Here is a 15,754-nt window from a genome sequence, read left to right on the forward strand (position 1 = left end):
TAACCCTTAAACTCTTTAAAACTTAAATCGTGCAACTTGCACTAAAATAACTATCCAACCAATAATAAAGCACAGCCCACCCAATGGGGTAATTGGGCCCAGCCACTTCAACCCTGTTAAAGCCAATAAGTATAAGCTGCCACTAAATAACAATGTACCGGCAATAAAAAAACCACCCGCCATACTGAGGTGCATACCCCACTTAATTAAAATAGCCACTGCAATTAACGCCAGCCCATGCACCATTTGATACTCAGCGGCGGTTTTAAAAATACCAATGGAGTACTCTGATAAACGACTTTTCAGACCATGAGCAGCAAATGCGCCCAGTATCACTGAAAGCATGCAAAAAAAGCTGCCTGCTAATAAAAATAGTTTAATCATGTTTATCCTCTTTTAAATTTTCAAGCGTATTCTTTATAAAGCTTGCTGCCTGTATTGCCGCAGCATTCAGGTTTTGTTGCTCAGTCACGCCACTTTTTTTACGCGGTTTTAGTGAGTGGTCACCATCCGTTAACCATACATACTTTGGCTGCTTTGGCATGGCCATTGTGGCAAGCTCTTCGCGGGTGCCAAAGGTATCCCTTTCCCCCTGTAATACTAAAAAAGGACACGGTATGTCTGCAAAATGATCTGTACGCAGTTTTTCTGGCTTGCCCGGAGGATGAAACGGATAACCAAACGCAAGCACACCTAAAACAGGATGAGAGGTCGAACAGGCAAGCATCGATGCCATGCGCCCGCCCATTGATTTACCCCCTATAAATAGCGGTAAATTTGCATCAGCTTGAGTCACTATATGTTCAAAATAAGTAAGTAGTTTAGGCGCTCGCTCTGGTGGGCGACGTTTGTTAGTTTGTTTAGCAATTTGCATATATTCAAAATCAAACAAGCCAACGTCAATACCGTACTCACTGAGTTGTTTAGCCATGATTTGCATAAACTCAGAATCACTGCCAGCCCCTGCGCCATGAGCAAATATAAACTGTGCGATTGCCGGTTGCTGACTACTTCTAACCCATTCGATGCTCATTAATATTCTTGCTCCTGCTCAACTAAACTTAACATCCAGTCTTTAAACGATACAATTTTGCCTAACTCATTTTGTGACTCACGGATCACTAAGTAATAGGCATTTTTACTCTCTAAACTGTGATTGAACGGGATCACTAAACGTCCTGCATCAATATCTGGTTTTGCTAGTACGCTGTTACCAATTGCAACACCTTGGCCATGTACCGCAGCTTGTAACACCATAGAAGAATGACTAAATATAGGTCCTTGGTTAACTTGTACATTACGTACGCCGGCGGTTTTCATCCAGGTTTTCCAGTTTTTACGGGTGGTGTCATGTAGCAAGGTATGGTTTGCTAAATCACTGGGTTGGTTAAGCGCTCTGGGGCCATTTAACAGTAACGGGCTACATAACGGCACTAAATACTCAGTGTGCAGTTTATAGGCTTGCACCCCACTCCAATGACCGCGACCATAATAAATTGAGATATCAACATCGTCTGTTAACGAGTTTTCATCCTGATCTTGGGCTTTAATTCGCACATCAATTTCTGGGTGTAATTCGTTAAATAAGCTCAATCGAGGAATGAGCCATTGAATCGCAAAACTGGGGGTTAAACTTACGGTTAACGAGCCTTTGGCACCACGAGCTAATAGCTTTTCAGTTGCATCTATTAGCTGAGTAAAAATCTCTTTAATATCTAAAAAGTAACCTTGGCCTTCTTCGGTTAATAATAACGAGCGATTTTTACGTAAAAACAGCTTTAAGCCTAAATGCTCTTCAAGCGTTTTTATTTGATGACTCACCGCAGCTTGCGTGACATACAACTCTTCTGCGGCTTTAGTAAAGCTTAAATGACGTGCTGCAGCTTCAAAAGCTTTCAGCGCGTTTAATGGAGGAACTCGTCTTGACATGGCAACCAAGCTTAGAATTAGTTTTTCTTATGCGGTGAATTATATACCTATGCTAGGAAAGAGTATATTCAAGCCATAAAAAAAGCGACCTAAGTCGCTTTTTAAAGTGCTAATCAACTTTATAAATCGCTAGCACTGGTATCAAGAGGGGCAAAGCTCTTGATTAAATCATCCACCGCTTTCATTTGCGATAAGTACCCTTCTAACTTGCTCAATGCTAATGCACAGGGGCCATCACATTTTGCTTCATTTGGATTGGGGTGCGCTTCAATAAATAAGCCTGCAATACCCAATGCCATACCGCTACGGGCAAGTTCAGCAGCTTGAGCACGACGACCATCGGCTGAGTCAGCTCGACCGCCAGGACGCTGCAGCGCATGAGTTGCATCAAATATAACGGGAGCCATGGTTTTCATATCATCCATACCTAGCATATCAACCACTAGGTTGTTATAGCCAAAGCTTGAACCACGTTCACATAAGGCCACATTATTATTTCCGGCTTCATTAAATTTAGTAATGATATGACGCATTTCATGCGGAGCTAAAAACTGTGGCTTTTTCACATTAATAATCGCGCCTGTTTTAGCCATTGCAACCACCAAGTCTGTTTGACGAGCCAAAAACGCCGGTAGCTGAATAACATCAACAACCTCTGCAACCGGTGCTGCTTGATGAGGTTCATGCACATCGGTGATAAGCGGAATATTAAAGGTATTTTTAATCTCTTCAAATATCTTTAAGCCTTCTTCCATGCCTGGACCACGGTAAGAATTAATTGAGGATCGATTGGCTTTATCAAATGACGCCTTAAATACATAAGGAATATTTAATTTAGTGGTCACTTCAACATAATGCTCGGCAATACGCATCGCTAAGTCGCGTGATTCAAGCACATTCATGCCACCAAATAAAACAAAAGGTTTATTATTTGCCAGTTCTATTTCATTGATATTAATAACTTGGTTGTTCATTTTAATTCCTTATGGTGCAACTGCTTGCATCATTAATCCACAAATATACGCCATATATGTACCTACACCATAGCCAAGTACAGCTAATAATACGCCGACCGGTGCCAGTGACGGATGAAACGCAGCGGCCACAACAGGGGCAGAAGCTGCGCCACCTACATTGGCCTGTGAGCCAACAGCCATATAAAATAACGGCGCTTTAATTAATTTAGCCACAATGAGCATTAAGCTTGCGTGAGTTAACATCCAAATTGCACCAATAACAAAATACATCGGTGAATCAAAAATCGCCATTACATTCATATGCAGGCCAATCGATGCCACTAAAATATACAAAAAGGCTGACGCCACTTTCGATGAACCAAACGCCTCAATATGGCGTACTTTGGTAAACGATAAGCAAATACCTATCGTCGTTGATATAACAATAAGCCAAAAGAACTTACTGTTTAAACTGTATTCTTTTGCCCACGCATAATTATTGGCAAAGAAGGGCCCTAAAATATCTGCACAAAAGTGCGCTAAACCGGTAATACCAAAGGCAATAGCAATAATCATCATGTAATCATTTAGCGTTGGCATACGCGCATGCTCTGCATGGTATTTTTCAACACGTTGCTTTAAGTCTTCAATCGCGGTGGTATCTGCACCGGCTTTAGCGTCAATCGCTTTATGATTAGCTGCCATTAATAATAATACTGCCATCCATAAATTAGCCACTATCACATCCACGGTGACCATGGCTGAGAAAATATCGCCACCCACTTCAAACATTTCTTTCATAGATGCTTGGTTTGCACCGCCACCAATCCAGCTACCTGCAATGGTTGTCATACCACGCCAAACAGCGTCAGGGCCATGTCCCCCTACCGCTTCTGGATAAACAGCACTCATTATTAAAATAGCTAATGGGCCACCAATCACAATACCTACGGTGCCGGTTAAAAACATAATTAATGCTTTAGGACCTAAATTAATAATCGCTTTTAAATCAATACTGATGGTAAGCAAAATTAAACACGCAGGCAGTAAATATCGCGAAGCGACGTAATACACGTTAGATTGAGAACCATCAACAATACCAAAAGTATTTAACAATGACGGCAAAAAATAACACAGCAATAATGCCGGTACATATTTATAAAATGCCACAAGACCTGGGCGTTGACTATTTGAGGTTTTGAAAATAAACCCTAAAATAATCGCCAATAAACCAAGTACAACGGCATCATTGGTAATTAATGCAGTTTGGGGATCAGCCATAACATTTCCTATTTTTTATTCTTAGTGGTGAGTTTTATGATTGTCTTCAAGTTCTTCAATTTGATGTAGAATGATTTCAATAGCAGGATCATCAGGACATTCATCAACAAAAAACTGTAAATCATCTCGTGCCATTTTAGGGCAGCCAAGCTGATTTAGTAAATAACCTCTGTCGCGTCGCTCATAGGGATCATCACCTAACATTTCCATTAATAAATCGACGCAAGTTAATGCATGACCAAATTTATTTTCACTAATGAAAGACCATTTTTGCTGCGCTAAAAATAATTTATACACTTCGTCTTCAAAAATAAGCTCTAAAGGCTCTTGTTCTTGAGGGTTTTCTTCATCAATATTCTCAGGAATGATGTACCAACTTTGTTGGCCACTGCTAGGGTCGACAAGATAACCCTCTTCATCACTCATTGCGACGTGAATGCCCACTTCGCCTTGAGTTATGCTTACACTGGCATCGAGTTTAGCATGCTGTAAAAAGTGGCATAACAAAATAGCTAAGGTTGTCGGTGTGCCACTGCGCATAGACAAGGTGTAGCTGATGCTATTTAACTTATACTCAGGAACTTTCAAGCTTGATGCACTAAATAGCCACTCACTATAAAAGCTATCAAGTAGTTTATCTAGGCGATCATGTTCGTCCGGCATCTGCTGACAAATAGACTCTATTTGCTGCTCAAACGCAGTGAGTATTTCAAGACTTGGTGTTAAGTCTATTTGAGGGTCCCATTTAGCTTCAGCTTTGATACAACGATATATAGCCGGCGGCAAAAAATCATCGTAAGCATCTTCTATATAAGATTCATCGTGTTCATCAAACCCGAGGGTGGTCATTCATACTACAACATTCTAGAAAACGAGGACGTAGTTTACCTAATTTTAAAGCTAGATACCAATAATCAGAAATGAATTGAAGAGGTAAGCTTTACACCTTTGGTGTGCAAAGCTTAAATAGGCATTGTTAATTATAACAACAGCGGTGCTTTCGCTGTTGCTAAGTAACCAATAGCTAAAATAACAGCGGTGTTAAGTACTAAAAATACGACTTTTGGAACGGTTGTCGTTTGTTTAGCGCTAATAATACCCACAACAATATAAACGATAACTAGAATAATTTTTTCTAATAACCAAAGCTGCTCTAATGGGTTTATTTTAGCCATTGCCATTAAGCCGATGGCTGAGACAATTAATAAAGTGTCTATACTGTGGCTACCAATAAAAACCAATTTATTTTTGGCAAGGCTGCCACTGCCCATACGAGAAAAAGAACGTACGTAAAATAAAATAATACTCACTAGCGCAATGGCCATGTGTGAGTGTTTTAATGCTAAATAATCCATATGTATTGTTACTTCTGTTTAGTTATGTGTTTTGTCAGGAAAGCGTAAAAGTACCGCTTCGAGGTCTTCAAGTTTATCATTAAATACATCAACAAGTTTAGGATCAAAATGCGTTCCTTTATTTGCGTTTATCTCCGCAACCGCTTCTTCAAGTGTCCACGCACCTTTATAACAACGTTTATGGCGCAGTGCATCATACACATCAGCCAATGCCACTATTCTGGCAAAAATATCAATACGCTCCCCCTTTAATCCACTAGGGTAACCAGAACCATCCCACTTTTCGTGGTGCTGCTGTGCGATTAATGCCCCTGCGCTGACTATTTTACGCGGTGAATCTTTCAAAATAGCATAGCCTTTGCCAGCATGAGTTTTCATAACTTCCCACTCTTCGCTATTTAACTTGCCAGGCTTATTTAAAATTGCATCCGGAATACCTATTTTACCCACATCATGTAAAGGCGATGCAAAGCGAATTAAATTCGCTTGCTCTTCAGATAACCCGTAGGCTAATGCTAATTCATAGCAAATATAAGCAACCCGTTTTACATGATTACCCGTTTCGCACGAGCGCTGTTCAACGGCTTCACTTAAACGATAAACAAGCTCTTGTTGTGTGGCTTCAACTTCAGTATGTAACTGCACATTTTCAAATGCCAACTGCACATTTTGAGAAAAGATTTCAATTAGGTTTCGTTGTGTATCCGTCAACTTTGACGGCACACCTGATACAAACAACATTGAATTATGGTTAAATTTACTGCTGCAATAAGCAAACAAATAATCATCTTTGTACACAATTGCTTTGTTAGCAAGGGCCTCTTGGCACGCTTGTAATTGATCTTCTGCTAGTACGGTTTCTAGCTCTTCTCCCTCGCGCTTAGCAAAATCGCCGGTACCAGAGCAAACAATCAGTTTTTTATTCATCTCCTCTGACGGATTTTGTGCAACTAAGGTGGTGGCATACATGGCTTCATCAGCAACGTTTAGTAAAGAAGTAAGCTGCTGCATCACGCCTTCAATAAAGTTATCCATTGAATGGGTTGCAAAAATATTGCGCGAAGCGGTGATTATTTTTTCTAGCCCTTCACGCGATTGCTCAATCGAAATAATATCGCGATACGAGCGAAGACTTGCCATCATAACGGTGAATAATTTTTGTGCGGTAAGTTCTGTTTTAGATTTATAGTCATTAATATCGTAATTTACGATTACTTGGCGCTCGGGTGCTTGGCCTGGCTGCCCGGTTCGTAGAATAATGCGAATATAATTATTTTTAACGGTATCACGAATGTATTTTGCTACTTGCAAACCCGCATCGTCTGTTTCCATAACAACATCGAGCAGGATGATGGCCGCATCAGGATGATCATCAATCAACTTTTTCGCTTCTGCGCCGGAATAAGCACTAATAAACTCCAAGCGTCTATCTTGAAACTTAAAATCACTCAACGCTAAACGCGTAACAGCATGAACCTCGGGTTCATCATCAACAATTAGAACTTTCCATGTTCCTTGCTCTTCACTTACTACTTCAGGTGGTTGTTCATTTGAAAATAAAAAATCTTCCATCACAAAGAGTTCCTTAAAACATATGCAAACAAACAACGGGGCTATTTTTAATAAGTTAAGGCCATTGTCCGAAAGTTACGCGGTCGTTATTACCAAGATCTTTCACTGTGCTTACATTTATAAACGCCATTTGGTTGAATATATGGCGAACAGCTGCACTTTGCTCAAATCCGTGTTCAATTAAAAGATAGCCATTAGAATGTAAATAGTCACGTGATTGTGTAATTATTTGTTTAATATCAGCTAATCCAGCATCATCTGCAACCAATGCAGACAAAGGCTCAAAGCGCACATCACCTTGGTGCAAGTGTTTATCGTTATATTCTATATAGGGAGGGTTGGTTACAATTAGATCAAATTTTTTATTATTTAACGCGCTAAACCAATTGCTTTGTTCAACACACACATTATTTATCGCTAATCGTTTTTGATTACGTTTGGCCAGTGCCACCGCATCATCAATACGATCAACGGCAATAATATCCCATGTAGGCATTTCACTACCAAGCGCAAGTGCAATTGCTCCAGTGCCTGTGCCCAAATCGAGCACTTTAGCGTCATTTGGTACATTACATGAAAGCGCAAGCTCAACTAAGGTTTCTGTATCAGGGCGAGGAATGAGTGTTGTTGGATTTACTTCAAGCTGTAAACTCCAAAACTCACGATACCCTGTAATGTGCGAAACAGGCTCGCCGTTTAAACGACGCTCACATGCACGCTCAAACGCTTGTGATTGCTCATCCGTTAATTGTTTTTCTGGCCAAGTAAATAAATAACTACGTGGCTTTTGTAAAATATTAAGCAGTAGTACTTGAGCATCTAACTTTGCGCTATCACTACTTGATGCTAATAAATTAGCACCGGTAGTAATAGCGTTTTCAACAGTGAGGTTCACGATTAATCGTCGCCCATCGCTGCTAATAAGTCGGCCTGATGCTCTTGCATTAGCGGCTCAACCACAGCGCCTAAATCACCCGCTACCACTTCGTTTAAACGATAAAGCGTTAAGTTAATACGGTGATCGGTAATACGCCCCTGCGGATAGTTGTATGTGCGAATACGCTCAGAACGATCGCCACTGCCCACTAAATTACGACGTTCAGACGCCTCAGCAGCATGACGTTTTTCATCTTCAGCCTGTTGCAAACGCGCTGCCAATACCGACATCGCTTTTGCACGGTTTTTATGTTGAGAACGCTCATCTTGACACTCAACCACAACACCGGTTGGTAAATGAGTAATACGAATGGCAGAGTCGGTTTTATTAACGTGCTGACCACCCGCGCCCGATGCTCTAAAGGTATCAACTTTAATATCGGCGGTATTAATTTCTATGGCTTCGGCTTCTGGCACTTCAGCCATTACAGCAACAGTACAGGCTGAGGTATGTACGCGCCCTTGTGACTCAGTTTCTGGGACGCGCTGTACACGGTGCACGCCTGATTCAAATTTTAATTGCCCATACACACCTTCACCGCTGATGTTAGCAATTACTTCTTTGTAGCCGCCATGTTCACCTTCGTTGGTCGTCACAACTTCTACTTTCCATTTTTTTGTTTCTGCGTAGCGGCTGTACATTCTAAACAAGTCGCCAGCAAAAATAGCGGCCTCGTCGCCCCCTGTTCCGGCGCGAACTTCTAAAAACACGTTGTTATTGTCTTTCGGATCTTTAGGCAACATAAGCACTTGAATGTCGTCTTCTAAAGTCGAAATTTGTGCTTTTGCTTCTTTATATTCTTCTTGTGCCATTTCGCGCATTTCAGGATCTGAATCTTTTAGCATTTCTTCAGCGCTACTCAAGTCTTCTTGTGCTTGCTGGTATGCTAAAAACGTTTTCACCACTTCTTCAAGCTCAGAGTATTCTTTTGAAAGAGTACGAAAGCGGTTTTGATCACTAATGACCGATGGGTCACTTAGTAGCGCTTGAACTTCTTCATAGCGCTCAACTAAGGTTTCTAATTTACGATAAACGGACTCTTTCATTTAACTGTTATTCCTGATCTATACCTAACATTTTTTTCAATTGGTTTAACTGAGCCACTTCACCTTTTTTCGCTGCATCTTGGATGGCACGGGTAGGCGCGTGCATTAAGCGATTGGTTAATTTATTGGCCAGCTCTAAAATTACTTTTTCTGCGTCTTTACCTGTATTTAGCTGACTAAGCGCCCTATCTACAAGTTCTGCTTTTGTTGTTTGTACATCATTACGGTAGTGGCGAATTAAATCCACTGAATCAAGCGAGCGCAACCACATAAAAAACTCTTTGGTGCGCTCACTAATAATAATTTGTGCTTGCTCTGCCGCTTGCTCACGAGCAGCCATGTTTTCACTAACAATGGCTTGTAAGTCATCGACCGAGTACAAGTAGGCGTCGTCGAGCTCACCGACTTGGCTTTCAATATCGCGTGGTACAGCTATATCAATAAACAGCATCGGCTTATAGCGGCGTTGTTTCAGTGCTTGCTCAACTACACCTTTACCAATAATGGGCAAAGTGCTGGCGGTGGAGCTAATCACAATATCAGCTTGATGCAAACGTTCAGGCAATTGTGCCAACGCAATAACATCGGCTGATACTTCATCGGCTAAACTGCGCGCTCTTTCTATTGTTCTGTTGGCAACAGTAATTTTTTGCGGCTCATTTTGGTATAAATGTTTTGCTACCAGCTCTATGGTTTCACCGGCACCAATGAGTAACACCTTGGTTTTATCCAGCTTTCCATAAATATGCTTTGCTAAATTAACTGCCGCAAAGGCAACCGATACAGCACTGGCACCAATGTTGGTTTCGGTACGGACTTCTTTTGCCACCGAAAACGTTTTTTGAAACAAACGGTCAAACGTAACGCCCACCGCATCATGGGTTTTGGCACTATTATAGGCTTGTTTTATTTGCCCTAAAATTTGTGGTTCGCCTAACACCAGCGAGTCAAGCCCACAGGCTACACGCATCAAATGATTTATTGCAGCGCTGTCTTCATGACAGTAGATATTTTTACTCAGTTCATGTTCATCTAAACCATGGAAACTGGCCAACCATTGCAACAATGTTTGGGAATTTTGCTGTGCAAGGCTACAATACACCTCAGTGCGATTACAGGTAGAGACAATAACCGCTTCATTAAAGTCGGCATGGCCACTTAATTGTTGTAGCGCCTCTGAAATTTGCTCAGGCGAAAAGGCCACTTTTTCTCGTAATTCTACGGATGCGGTTTTGTGATTAATACCAAGTGCTATTATGGTCATATCTGCCAAATATTGCTGAGCCCTACTACATAGGCGGCAATTTTATCAAAAATCTCAGGAATATGGAAAGTAAGGAACAACATTTGACTCGACAATATTTGATTTTAACACTGCTATTTGTATTTTTAACCGGCTGCGCAAGTAAAAACAATTATAAAACAGAGCTTTACGAAGACTGGAAGTTACGCCTTGGCGAGCAAAAAACTTGGCAAGTAGACGGTAAACTTGCGTTTATTAGCCCAGATGAGCGCCAATCTGCCAACTTAAATTGGCAACAAACACAAAATAGTAATTATTTAGTGTTAACCACGTTTATTGGCACACGGATTTTATCGCTTAAACAAACCGCAGTCGGCGCCGAATTAATCTTTGATGACCAACCGTATTTTGATAGTAACGCCAGTGCACTTTTACAACGTTTAACAGGGTTTACTTTACCAGTTAATAACGCAGGCCCATGGTTAAAAGCTACCATTGACGATCACACCTTAGAAATTGATCAATTAGGGCGTGCTAAAAGCGTGTTATGGTTTGATGATAATGGTAAAAAGTGGCAAATAAGTTACACAAGTTACGTCCAAAAATACGGTTTTTGGTTACCGAATGCTTTAACCTTAACCCATGAAAAGATTAAAATTAAAATCAAACTCTATGACTGGCAGTTTAACTAACTATGTATACTCACTCTGAATTTTCGCTGATTGCCCCAGCTAAGCTTAATTTATTTTTACACATTAATGGCCGCCGTGATGATGGCTACCATGAATTAGAAACTTTATTTACGTTTTTAAATTATGGTGACGAGCTCCATTTTAAACTAAGCACGGATACTCTTATAAGTATTAGCGGCGACACCAATGGCATTGCGCTAACCGATAATTTGATTTACAAAGCGGCGTTATTATTACAAACCCACTGTAAAGTGGATATGGGTGCAAAAATAAATTTAACTAAACGCTTACCCATGGGGGGAGGTGTTGGAGGCGGTTCATCCGATGCTGCATCAACGCTTTTAGCTCTTAATACGCTTTGGAATACAGCCCTATCTTTAGATGAACTGGCTGATTTAGGCCTGAAACTCGGTGCTGATGTGCCTGTGTTCATTAAAGGTAAAAGTGCCATAGCACATGGCATTGGCGAGCAATTAGAGTGCCTAGAACTGCCGCCGAAGTGGTATTGTGTTGTCTTCCCAAATCAACATGTCAGCACAGCACAAATATTTACTCACCCAGATTTAAAACGTGATACACCAAAACTTTCTGGCGACTGGCAACAGCAAATTTTAACCAACGATTGTGAGCCTTTAGTGAAAAAGCTGTGCCCCGAGGTTGAAAAAACCCTGCAGTGGTTGCTAAAATACGCTCCATCAAAGATGACCGGAACAGGTTCATGTTGTTTTGTTGAATTTGCTAGCCAAGTTCAAGCACAAGATGTACTTGCTAACCTCCCCCATACTTGGCAGGGTTTTATCGCATCAAGCGTTAATACCTCTCCTGCTCATACGGAGTTAGCCGCCATCATTGATAAATGAAGTAACGTACAAGTAATCATAAGTTAACCTACTTTGTTCACTCAATGTAAGTTAGTCCAAAAATTCAGTGCCTGAGGAACCCTACCGTGCCTGACATGAAGCTCTTCGCTGGTAACGCAACACCTGACCTAGCTCAAAAAGTTGCAAAACGTTTATATATTGAATTAGGCGATGCTGTTGTTGGCCGTTTTAGTGACGGTGAGATCAGTGTTCAAATTAATGAAAATGTTCGTGGCTCGGATGTTTTTATCTTGCAATCAACCTGTGCCCCTACTAACGATAACCTGATGGAACTTATCGTTATGGTTGATGCGTTACGCCGTGCATCTGCCGGTCGTATCACTGCTGTTATCCCTTATTTTGGTTATGCTCGTCAAGATCGTCGCGTACGTTCTGCCCGTGTACCAATTACAGCTAAAGTGGTTGCGGATTTCTTATCAAGTGTAGGTGTTGACCGCGTTCTTACGGTTGATTTACACGCTGAGCAAATCCAAGGCTTCTTTGATGTACCAGTGGATAACGTATTTGGTAGCCCTGTACTATTAGAAGATATGAAAAACCGCGACTTTGATGACGTGGTTGTTGTATCACCTGATATTGGTGGCGTGGTGCGTGCCCGTGCAATTGCAAAACTATTAAACGATACCGACTTAGCAATTATCGATAAACGTCGCCCTCAAGCTAACGTTTCTCAAGTAATGCACATTATTGGTGACGTTGAAGGCCGCGATTGTATTATTGTTGATGACATGATTGATACCGGTGGTACATTGTGTAAAGCCGCTGAAGCCCTTAAAGAGCATGGTGCTAAACGTGTATTTGCTTACGCTACTCACCCTATTCTTTCTGGTACAGCTGCAGAAAACTTACGTAACTCTGTGATTGACGAAGTGATTGTAACTGACTCAATTCCACTGTCTGACGAACTAAAAGCGCTTGATATTGTTAAAGTATTAACGCTTGCAGATATGTTAGCAGAGACTATTCGTCGCATTAGCAACGAAGAATCTATCTCGGCAATGTTTGAACACTAAAGTTAAACATTAATGAGTATAAAAGCGCCTTTTGGCGCTTTTTTTGTAAGCGATGTTTATTTTATAAACCCGCAGTGGTATGATAGCGCGCCTTTTGGCTAGGGACCTTGGTCGCAAAGGCCCTAACACTTTTAATTATTGGAGACATCATGTCTAACACAACTTATACTTATGACGCTGAACTTCGCGTAGAAACTGGTACTGGTGCGAGCCGCCGCCTACGTCGCGAAGACAAAGTGCCGGCAATCCTTTATGGAGCTGATAAAGAAGCGGTATCGCTTACTTTTGCTCATAAAGATATGATCAAAGCACAAGAAGACGAAGGCTTTTACACTCACATCCTTACATTAAATGTAGGTGGCGAGAAAGTTGAAGCAATCTTAAAAGATATCCAACGTCACCCTTTCAAGCCTAAGCTTACTCACCTTGATTTCCAACGTGTAGACGCAACTCATAAACTAGTAACTAAGGTTCCTTTACACTTCATCGGTGAAGAGAAAGTAACTAAGTTAGGTGCAACTGTTGTTCACCAGTTAACTGAAGTTGAGATTTCTTGTCTTCCTAAGTCACTTCCAGAATTCATCGAAGTAGACGTATCTGATCTTGTTGCTGGTGATTCAATCCACCTTACAGATCTTGCGTTCCCTAAAGGTGTTCAATCTGTTGAGCTTGGTAAAGGCGAAGGCCACGATCAGTCTATCGTTACTATCAAAGCTAACAAAGCAGCTCCAACTGAAGACGACGCTTCAGACGCTGCAGAATAATATTTAAGGTCTCGCACCTTGAATTCTATTCAAATGCTTGTGGGCCTGGCTAATCCAGGCCCCGAATACGCAAATACACGCCACAACGCAGGTGCTTGGTTCATTCAAGAACTCGCTGCACGCTACAACTGCACGCTAAAACACGACCCTAAATATCACGGCCTTACTGGCAAAGTGATTATTCAAGGCAAAGAATTCAAATTACTGATCCCCACCACTTACATGAACTTAAGTGGCAAAGCGGTGAGTAGTTTAGCCAATTTTTTTAAAATCCCCGTGGAAGACATACTTGTTGCCCATGATGAATTGGATTTAGACCCGGGCGTTGCTAAATTAAAAAAAGGCGGCGGACATGGCGGTCATAATGGCTTAAAAGACATTATTGCAAAAATGGCAAATCAAAAAGACTTTATGCGCTTACGCATAGGTGTAGGTCATCCAGGACATCGCGAAATGGTCACCGGTTGGGTGCTTGGTAAAGCAGCCAAGGACGATCAAGAAAAAATGGATGCCGCAGTTGATGAAGCAGTTCGTTGTATGGAAATACTTGCTAAAGACGGTGTGTTAAAAGCACAAAACAGACTACATTCGTTTAAACCCTAATTTTTGGGTATACGGTCGCACGTATTAAACGAATCTAAACAAGGTATCTTACTATGGGTTTTAAATGTGGCATCGTTGGCTTGCCTAATGTTGGTAAATCAACACTTTTCAATGCATTGACTAAAGCGGGTATTGAAGCCGCTAACTTTCCTTTTTGTACCATTGAACCTAATACAGGTGTGGTACCGGTGCCAGATCCTCGCCTAGACGAACTTGCTAAAATTGTTAACCCACAACGTATTCTTACAACCAGTATGGAATTTGTGGATATTGCAGGTTTAGTTAAAGGTGCATCAAAAGGTGAAGGCCTAGGCAATCAGTTTTTAGCAAATATCCGTGAAACAGATGCGATTGGCCATGTAGTTCGTTGTTTTGAAGATGAAAACGTTATTCACGTTGCTGGTACTATCGACCCTGCTGACGATATTGACGTGATCAACACCGAGCTAGTACTTGCTGATATGGACAGTGCCGATAAAGCAATGTTCCGTAATGCAAAAAAAGCAAAAGGTGGCGATAAAGACGCTAAAGAGCAAAATGCGGTACTTGAAAAAGTAAAAGTGCATCTTGATGAAGGCTTAACTTTACGTTCTTTAGCGCTAACAAAAGAAGAAAAAGCAGCCATTGCGCCTATTAACTTCTTAACTATTAAGCCAACTATGTATATTGCTAACGTGGCTGAAGACGGATTTGAAAATAATCCACTACTTGATCGTGTCCGTGAAATAGCCGCCGCTGAAGATGCGGTTGTTGTGCCTGTGTGTGCAGCTATCGAATCTGAGCTATCTGAGCTTGACGAAGAAGACAAATTAGAGTTTATGGCTGACCTTGGTCTTGAAGAGCCAGGACTTAACCTTGTTATTCGTGGTGGCTATGAGCTACTACATTTGCAAACTTACTTTACTGCGGGTGTAAAAGAAGTACGTGCATGGACTATCCCTGTGGGTGCAACAGCGCCACAAGCAGCGGGTAAAATTCATACCGACTTTGAACGTGGCTTTATCCGCGCACAAACAATTGCTTTTGATGACTTTATTGCATTTAAAGGTGAAAGCGGTGCAAAAGAAGCAGGTAAAATGCGTCAAGAAGGTAAAGAATACATTGTTAAAGATGGCGATGTAATGAACTTCTTGTTCAATGTATAATTAAACACTGCACCACCTTGAGTGGCTCATTGTTTTAAAAGGCTCGTTTTTACGGGCCTTTTTTATTTTCAGCCGAATATTAGTCTACCCTAGTAATAAGCTTTCAAACGTAAAGCAAAGCTAAAATTATAATACTCAGCTCATAAGGAGTGTTAAAAAAGCAACGTTTTAATTAAAAAGTAGCCGGTTAGCCTATTTTTCCTGCAAACAAACCAACTTAAGTGTTTTTTTGCAAAAAAGGTGTTGACGAATTTGGGGCATATCAGCATAATACGCCCCGCACTCAGCGATGAAGTGTTAACAAAAAAGATGGCTAAGTAGCTCAGCTGGTTAGAGC

The 15,754-nt window shown here is 41.2% G+C and carries 17 protein-coding genes; 6 read left to right on the forward strand and 11 right to left on the reverse strand.

What is annotated here, in order from left to right; translation table 11 throughout:
• Nucleotides 1–15: 15 nt before the first annotated feature.
• The 11 genes from N523_RS0113465 to hemA all read right to left on the reverse strand — a co-directional run bounded on the left by N523_RS0113465 (nt 16) and on the right by hemA (nt 10,340).
• Nucleotides 16–384, reverse strand: a complete 369-nt coding sequence (locus N523_RS0113465; protein WP_016900429.1) for a DUF423 domain-containing protein — start codon at nt 382–384, stop codon at nt 16–18.
• Nucleotides 377–1,033: an alpha/beta family hydrolase gene (locus tag N523_RS0113470; protein WP_013465320.1), complete on the reverse strand. Its 657-nt coding sequence runs from the start codon at nt 1,031–1,033 to the stop codon at nt 377–379. The genes N523_RS0113465 and N523_RS0113470 overlap by 8 nt, the downstream gene beginning before the upstream one ends.
• Nucleotides 1,033–1,929 carry a transcriptional regulator GcvA gene (locus tag N523_RS0113475; protein WP_013465321.1) on the reverse strand — a complete coding sequence of 299 codons (897 nt, stop codon included), beginning with the start codon at nt 1,927–1,929 and terminating at the stop codon, nt 1,033–1,035. The genes N523_RS0113470 and N523_RS0113475 overlap by 1 nt, the downstream gene beginning before the upstream one ends.
• Before the next feature lie 119 nt (nt 1,930–2,048).
• The gene (gene kdsA / locus N523_RS19575) at nt 2,049–2,903 is read right to left on the reverse strand and encodes a 3-deoxy-8-phosphooctulonate synthase (RefSeq protein WP_013465322.1); all 855 of its coding nucleotides are present in this window, start codon (nt 2,901–2,903) and stop codon (nt 2,049–2,051) included.
• Between the two features lie 9 nt (nt 2,904–2,912).
• The gene (locus tag N523_RS19580; RefSeq protein ID WP_013465323.1) at nt 2,913–4,166 is read right to left on the reverse strand and encodes a DUF819 family protein; all 1,254 of its coding nucleotides are present in this window, start codon (nt 4,164–4,166) and stop codon (nt 2,913–2,915) included.
• Between the two features lie 21 nt (nt 4,167–4,187).
• Complete coding sequence (locus N523_RS0113490; protein WP_013465324.1) at nt 4,188–5,015, reverse strand: tetratricopeptide repeat protein; 828 nt, start codon at nt 5,013–5,015, stop codon at nt 4,188–4,190.
• 131 nt (nt 5,016–5,146) lie between these two features.
• Nucleotides 5,147–5,521, reverse strand: a complete 375-nt coding sequence (locus N523_RS0113495; protein WP_024602655.1) for a SirB2 family protein — start codon at nt 5,519–5,521, stop codon at nt 5,147–5,149.
• Between the two features lie 18 nt (nt 5,522–5,539).
• The gene (locus N523_RS0113500; protein ID WP_028834961.1) at nt 5,540–7,093 is read right to left on the reverse strand and encodes a DUF3369 domain-containing protein; all 1,554 of its coding nucleotides are present in this window, start codon (nt 7,091–7,093) and stop codon (nt 5,540–5,542) included.
• Between the two features lie 55 nt (nt 7,094–7,148).
• Entirely contained in the window at nt 7,149–7,988 is an 840-nt protein-coding gene (gene prmC / locus N523_RS0113505) for a peptide chain release factor N(5)-glutamine methyltransferase (protein WP_013465327.1), read from the reverse strand.
• Nucleotides 7,989–7,990: 2 nt separating this feature from the next.
• Nucleotides 7,991–9,076, reverse strand: coding sequence for a peptide chain release factor 1 (gene prfA / locus N523_RS0113510; RefSeq protein WP_008115176.1), 1,086 nt, complete (start codon nt 9,074–9,076; stop codon nt 7,991–7,993).
• A 7-nt stretch (nt 9,077–9,083) separates the two neighbouring features.
• Nucleotides 9,084–10,340 carry a glutamyl-tRNA reductase gene (gene hemA / locus N523_RS0113515; protein ID WP_024602657.1) on the reverse strand — a complete coding sequence of 419 codons (1,257 nt, stop codon included), beginning with the start codon at nt 10,338–10,340 and terminating at the stop codon, nt 9,084–9,086.
• Between the two features lie 83 nt (nt 10,341–10,423).
• Here hemA and lolB point away from each other — a divergent pair, with 83 nt between their 5' ends.
• The 6 genes from lolB to ychF all read left to right on the forward strand — a co-directional run bounded on the left by lolB (nt 10,424) and on the right by ychF (nt 15,417).
• Nucleotides 10,424–11,011: a lipoprotein insertase outer membrane protein LolB gene (lolB, locus tag N523_RS0113525; protein WP_028834962.1), complete on the forward strand. Its 588-nt coding sequence runs from the start codon at nt 10,424–10,426 to the stop codon at nt 11,009–11,011.
• A 2-nt stretch (nt 11,012–11,013) separates the two neighbouring features.
• Nucleotides 11,014–11,871, forward strand: a complete 858-nt coding sequence (gene ispE, locus N523_RS0113530; protein ID WP_028834963.1) for a 4-(cytidine 5'-diphospho)-2-C-methyl-D-erythritol kinase — start codon at nt 11,014–11,016, stop codon at nt 11,869–11,871.
• Nucleotides 11,872–11,957: 86 nt separating this feature from the next.
• The gene (locus N523_RS0113535; protein ID WP_008115168.1) at nt 11,958–12,905 is read left to right on the forward strand and encodes a ribose-phosphate pyrophosphokinase; all 948 of its coding nucleotides are present in this window, start codon (nt 11,958–11,960) and stop codon (nt 12,903–12,905) included.
• Between the two features lie 149 nt (nt 12,906–13,054).
• Nucleotides 13,055–13,669, forward strand: coding sequence for a 50S ribosomal protein L25/general stress protein Ctc (locus N523_RS0113545; protein WP_013465331.1), 615 nt, complete (start codon nt 13,055–13,057; stop codon nt 13,667–13,669).
• Between the two features lie 18 nt (nt 13,670–13,687).
• Nucleotides 13,688–14,272, forward strand: a complete 585-nt coding sequence (pth, locus tag N523_RS0113550) for an aminoacyl-tRNA hydrolase (RefSeq protein ID WP_008467968.1) — start codon at nt 13,688–13,690, stop codon at nt 14,270–14,272.
• A gap of 53 nt (nt 14,273–14,325) precedes the next feature.
• Nucleotides 14,326–15,417 (forward strand): redox-regulated ATPase YchF, encoded by a 1,092-nt coding sequence (gene ychF / locus N523_RS0113555; protein ID WP_008467970.1) that lies wholly within the window; start codon nt 14,326–14,328, stop codon nt 15,415–15,417.
• Nucleotides 15,418–15,754 lie beyond the last annotated feature (337 nt).

It is taken from the genome of Pseudoalteromonas sp. 23_GOM-1509m (assembly GCF_000518425.1).
GTDB classification, from domain to species: Bacteria; Pseudomonadota; Gammaproteobacteria; order Enterobacterales; family Alteromonadaceae; genus Pseudoalteromonas; species Pseudoalteromonas tetraodonis.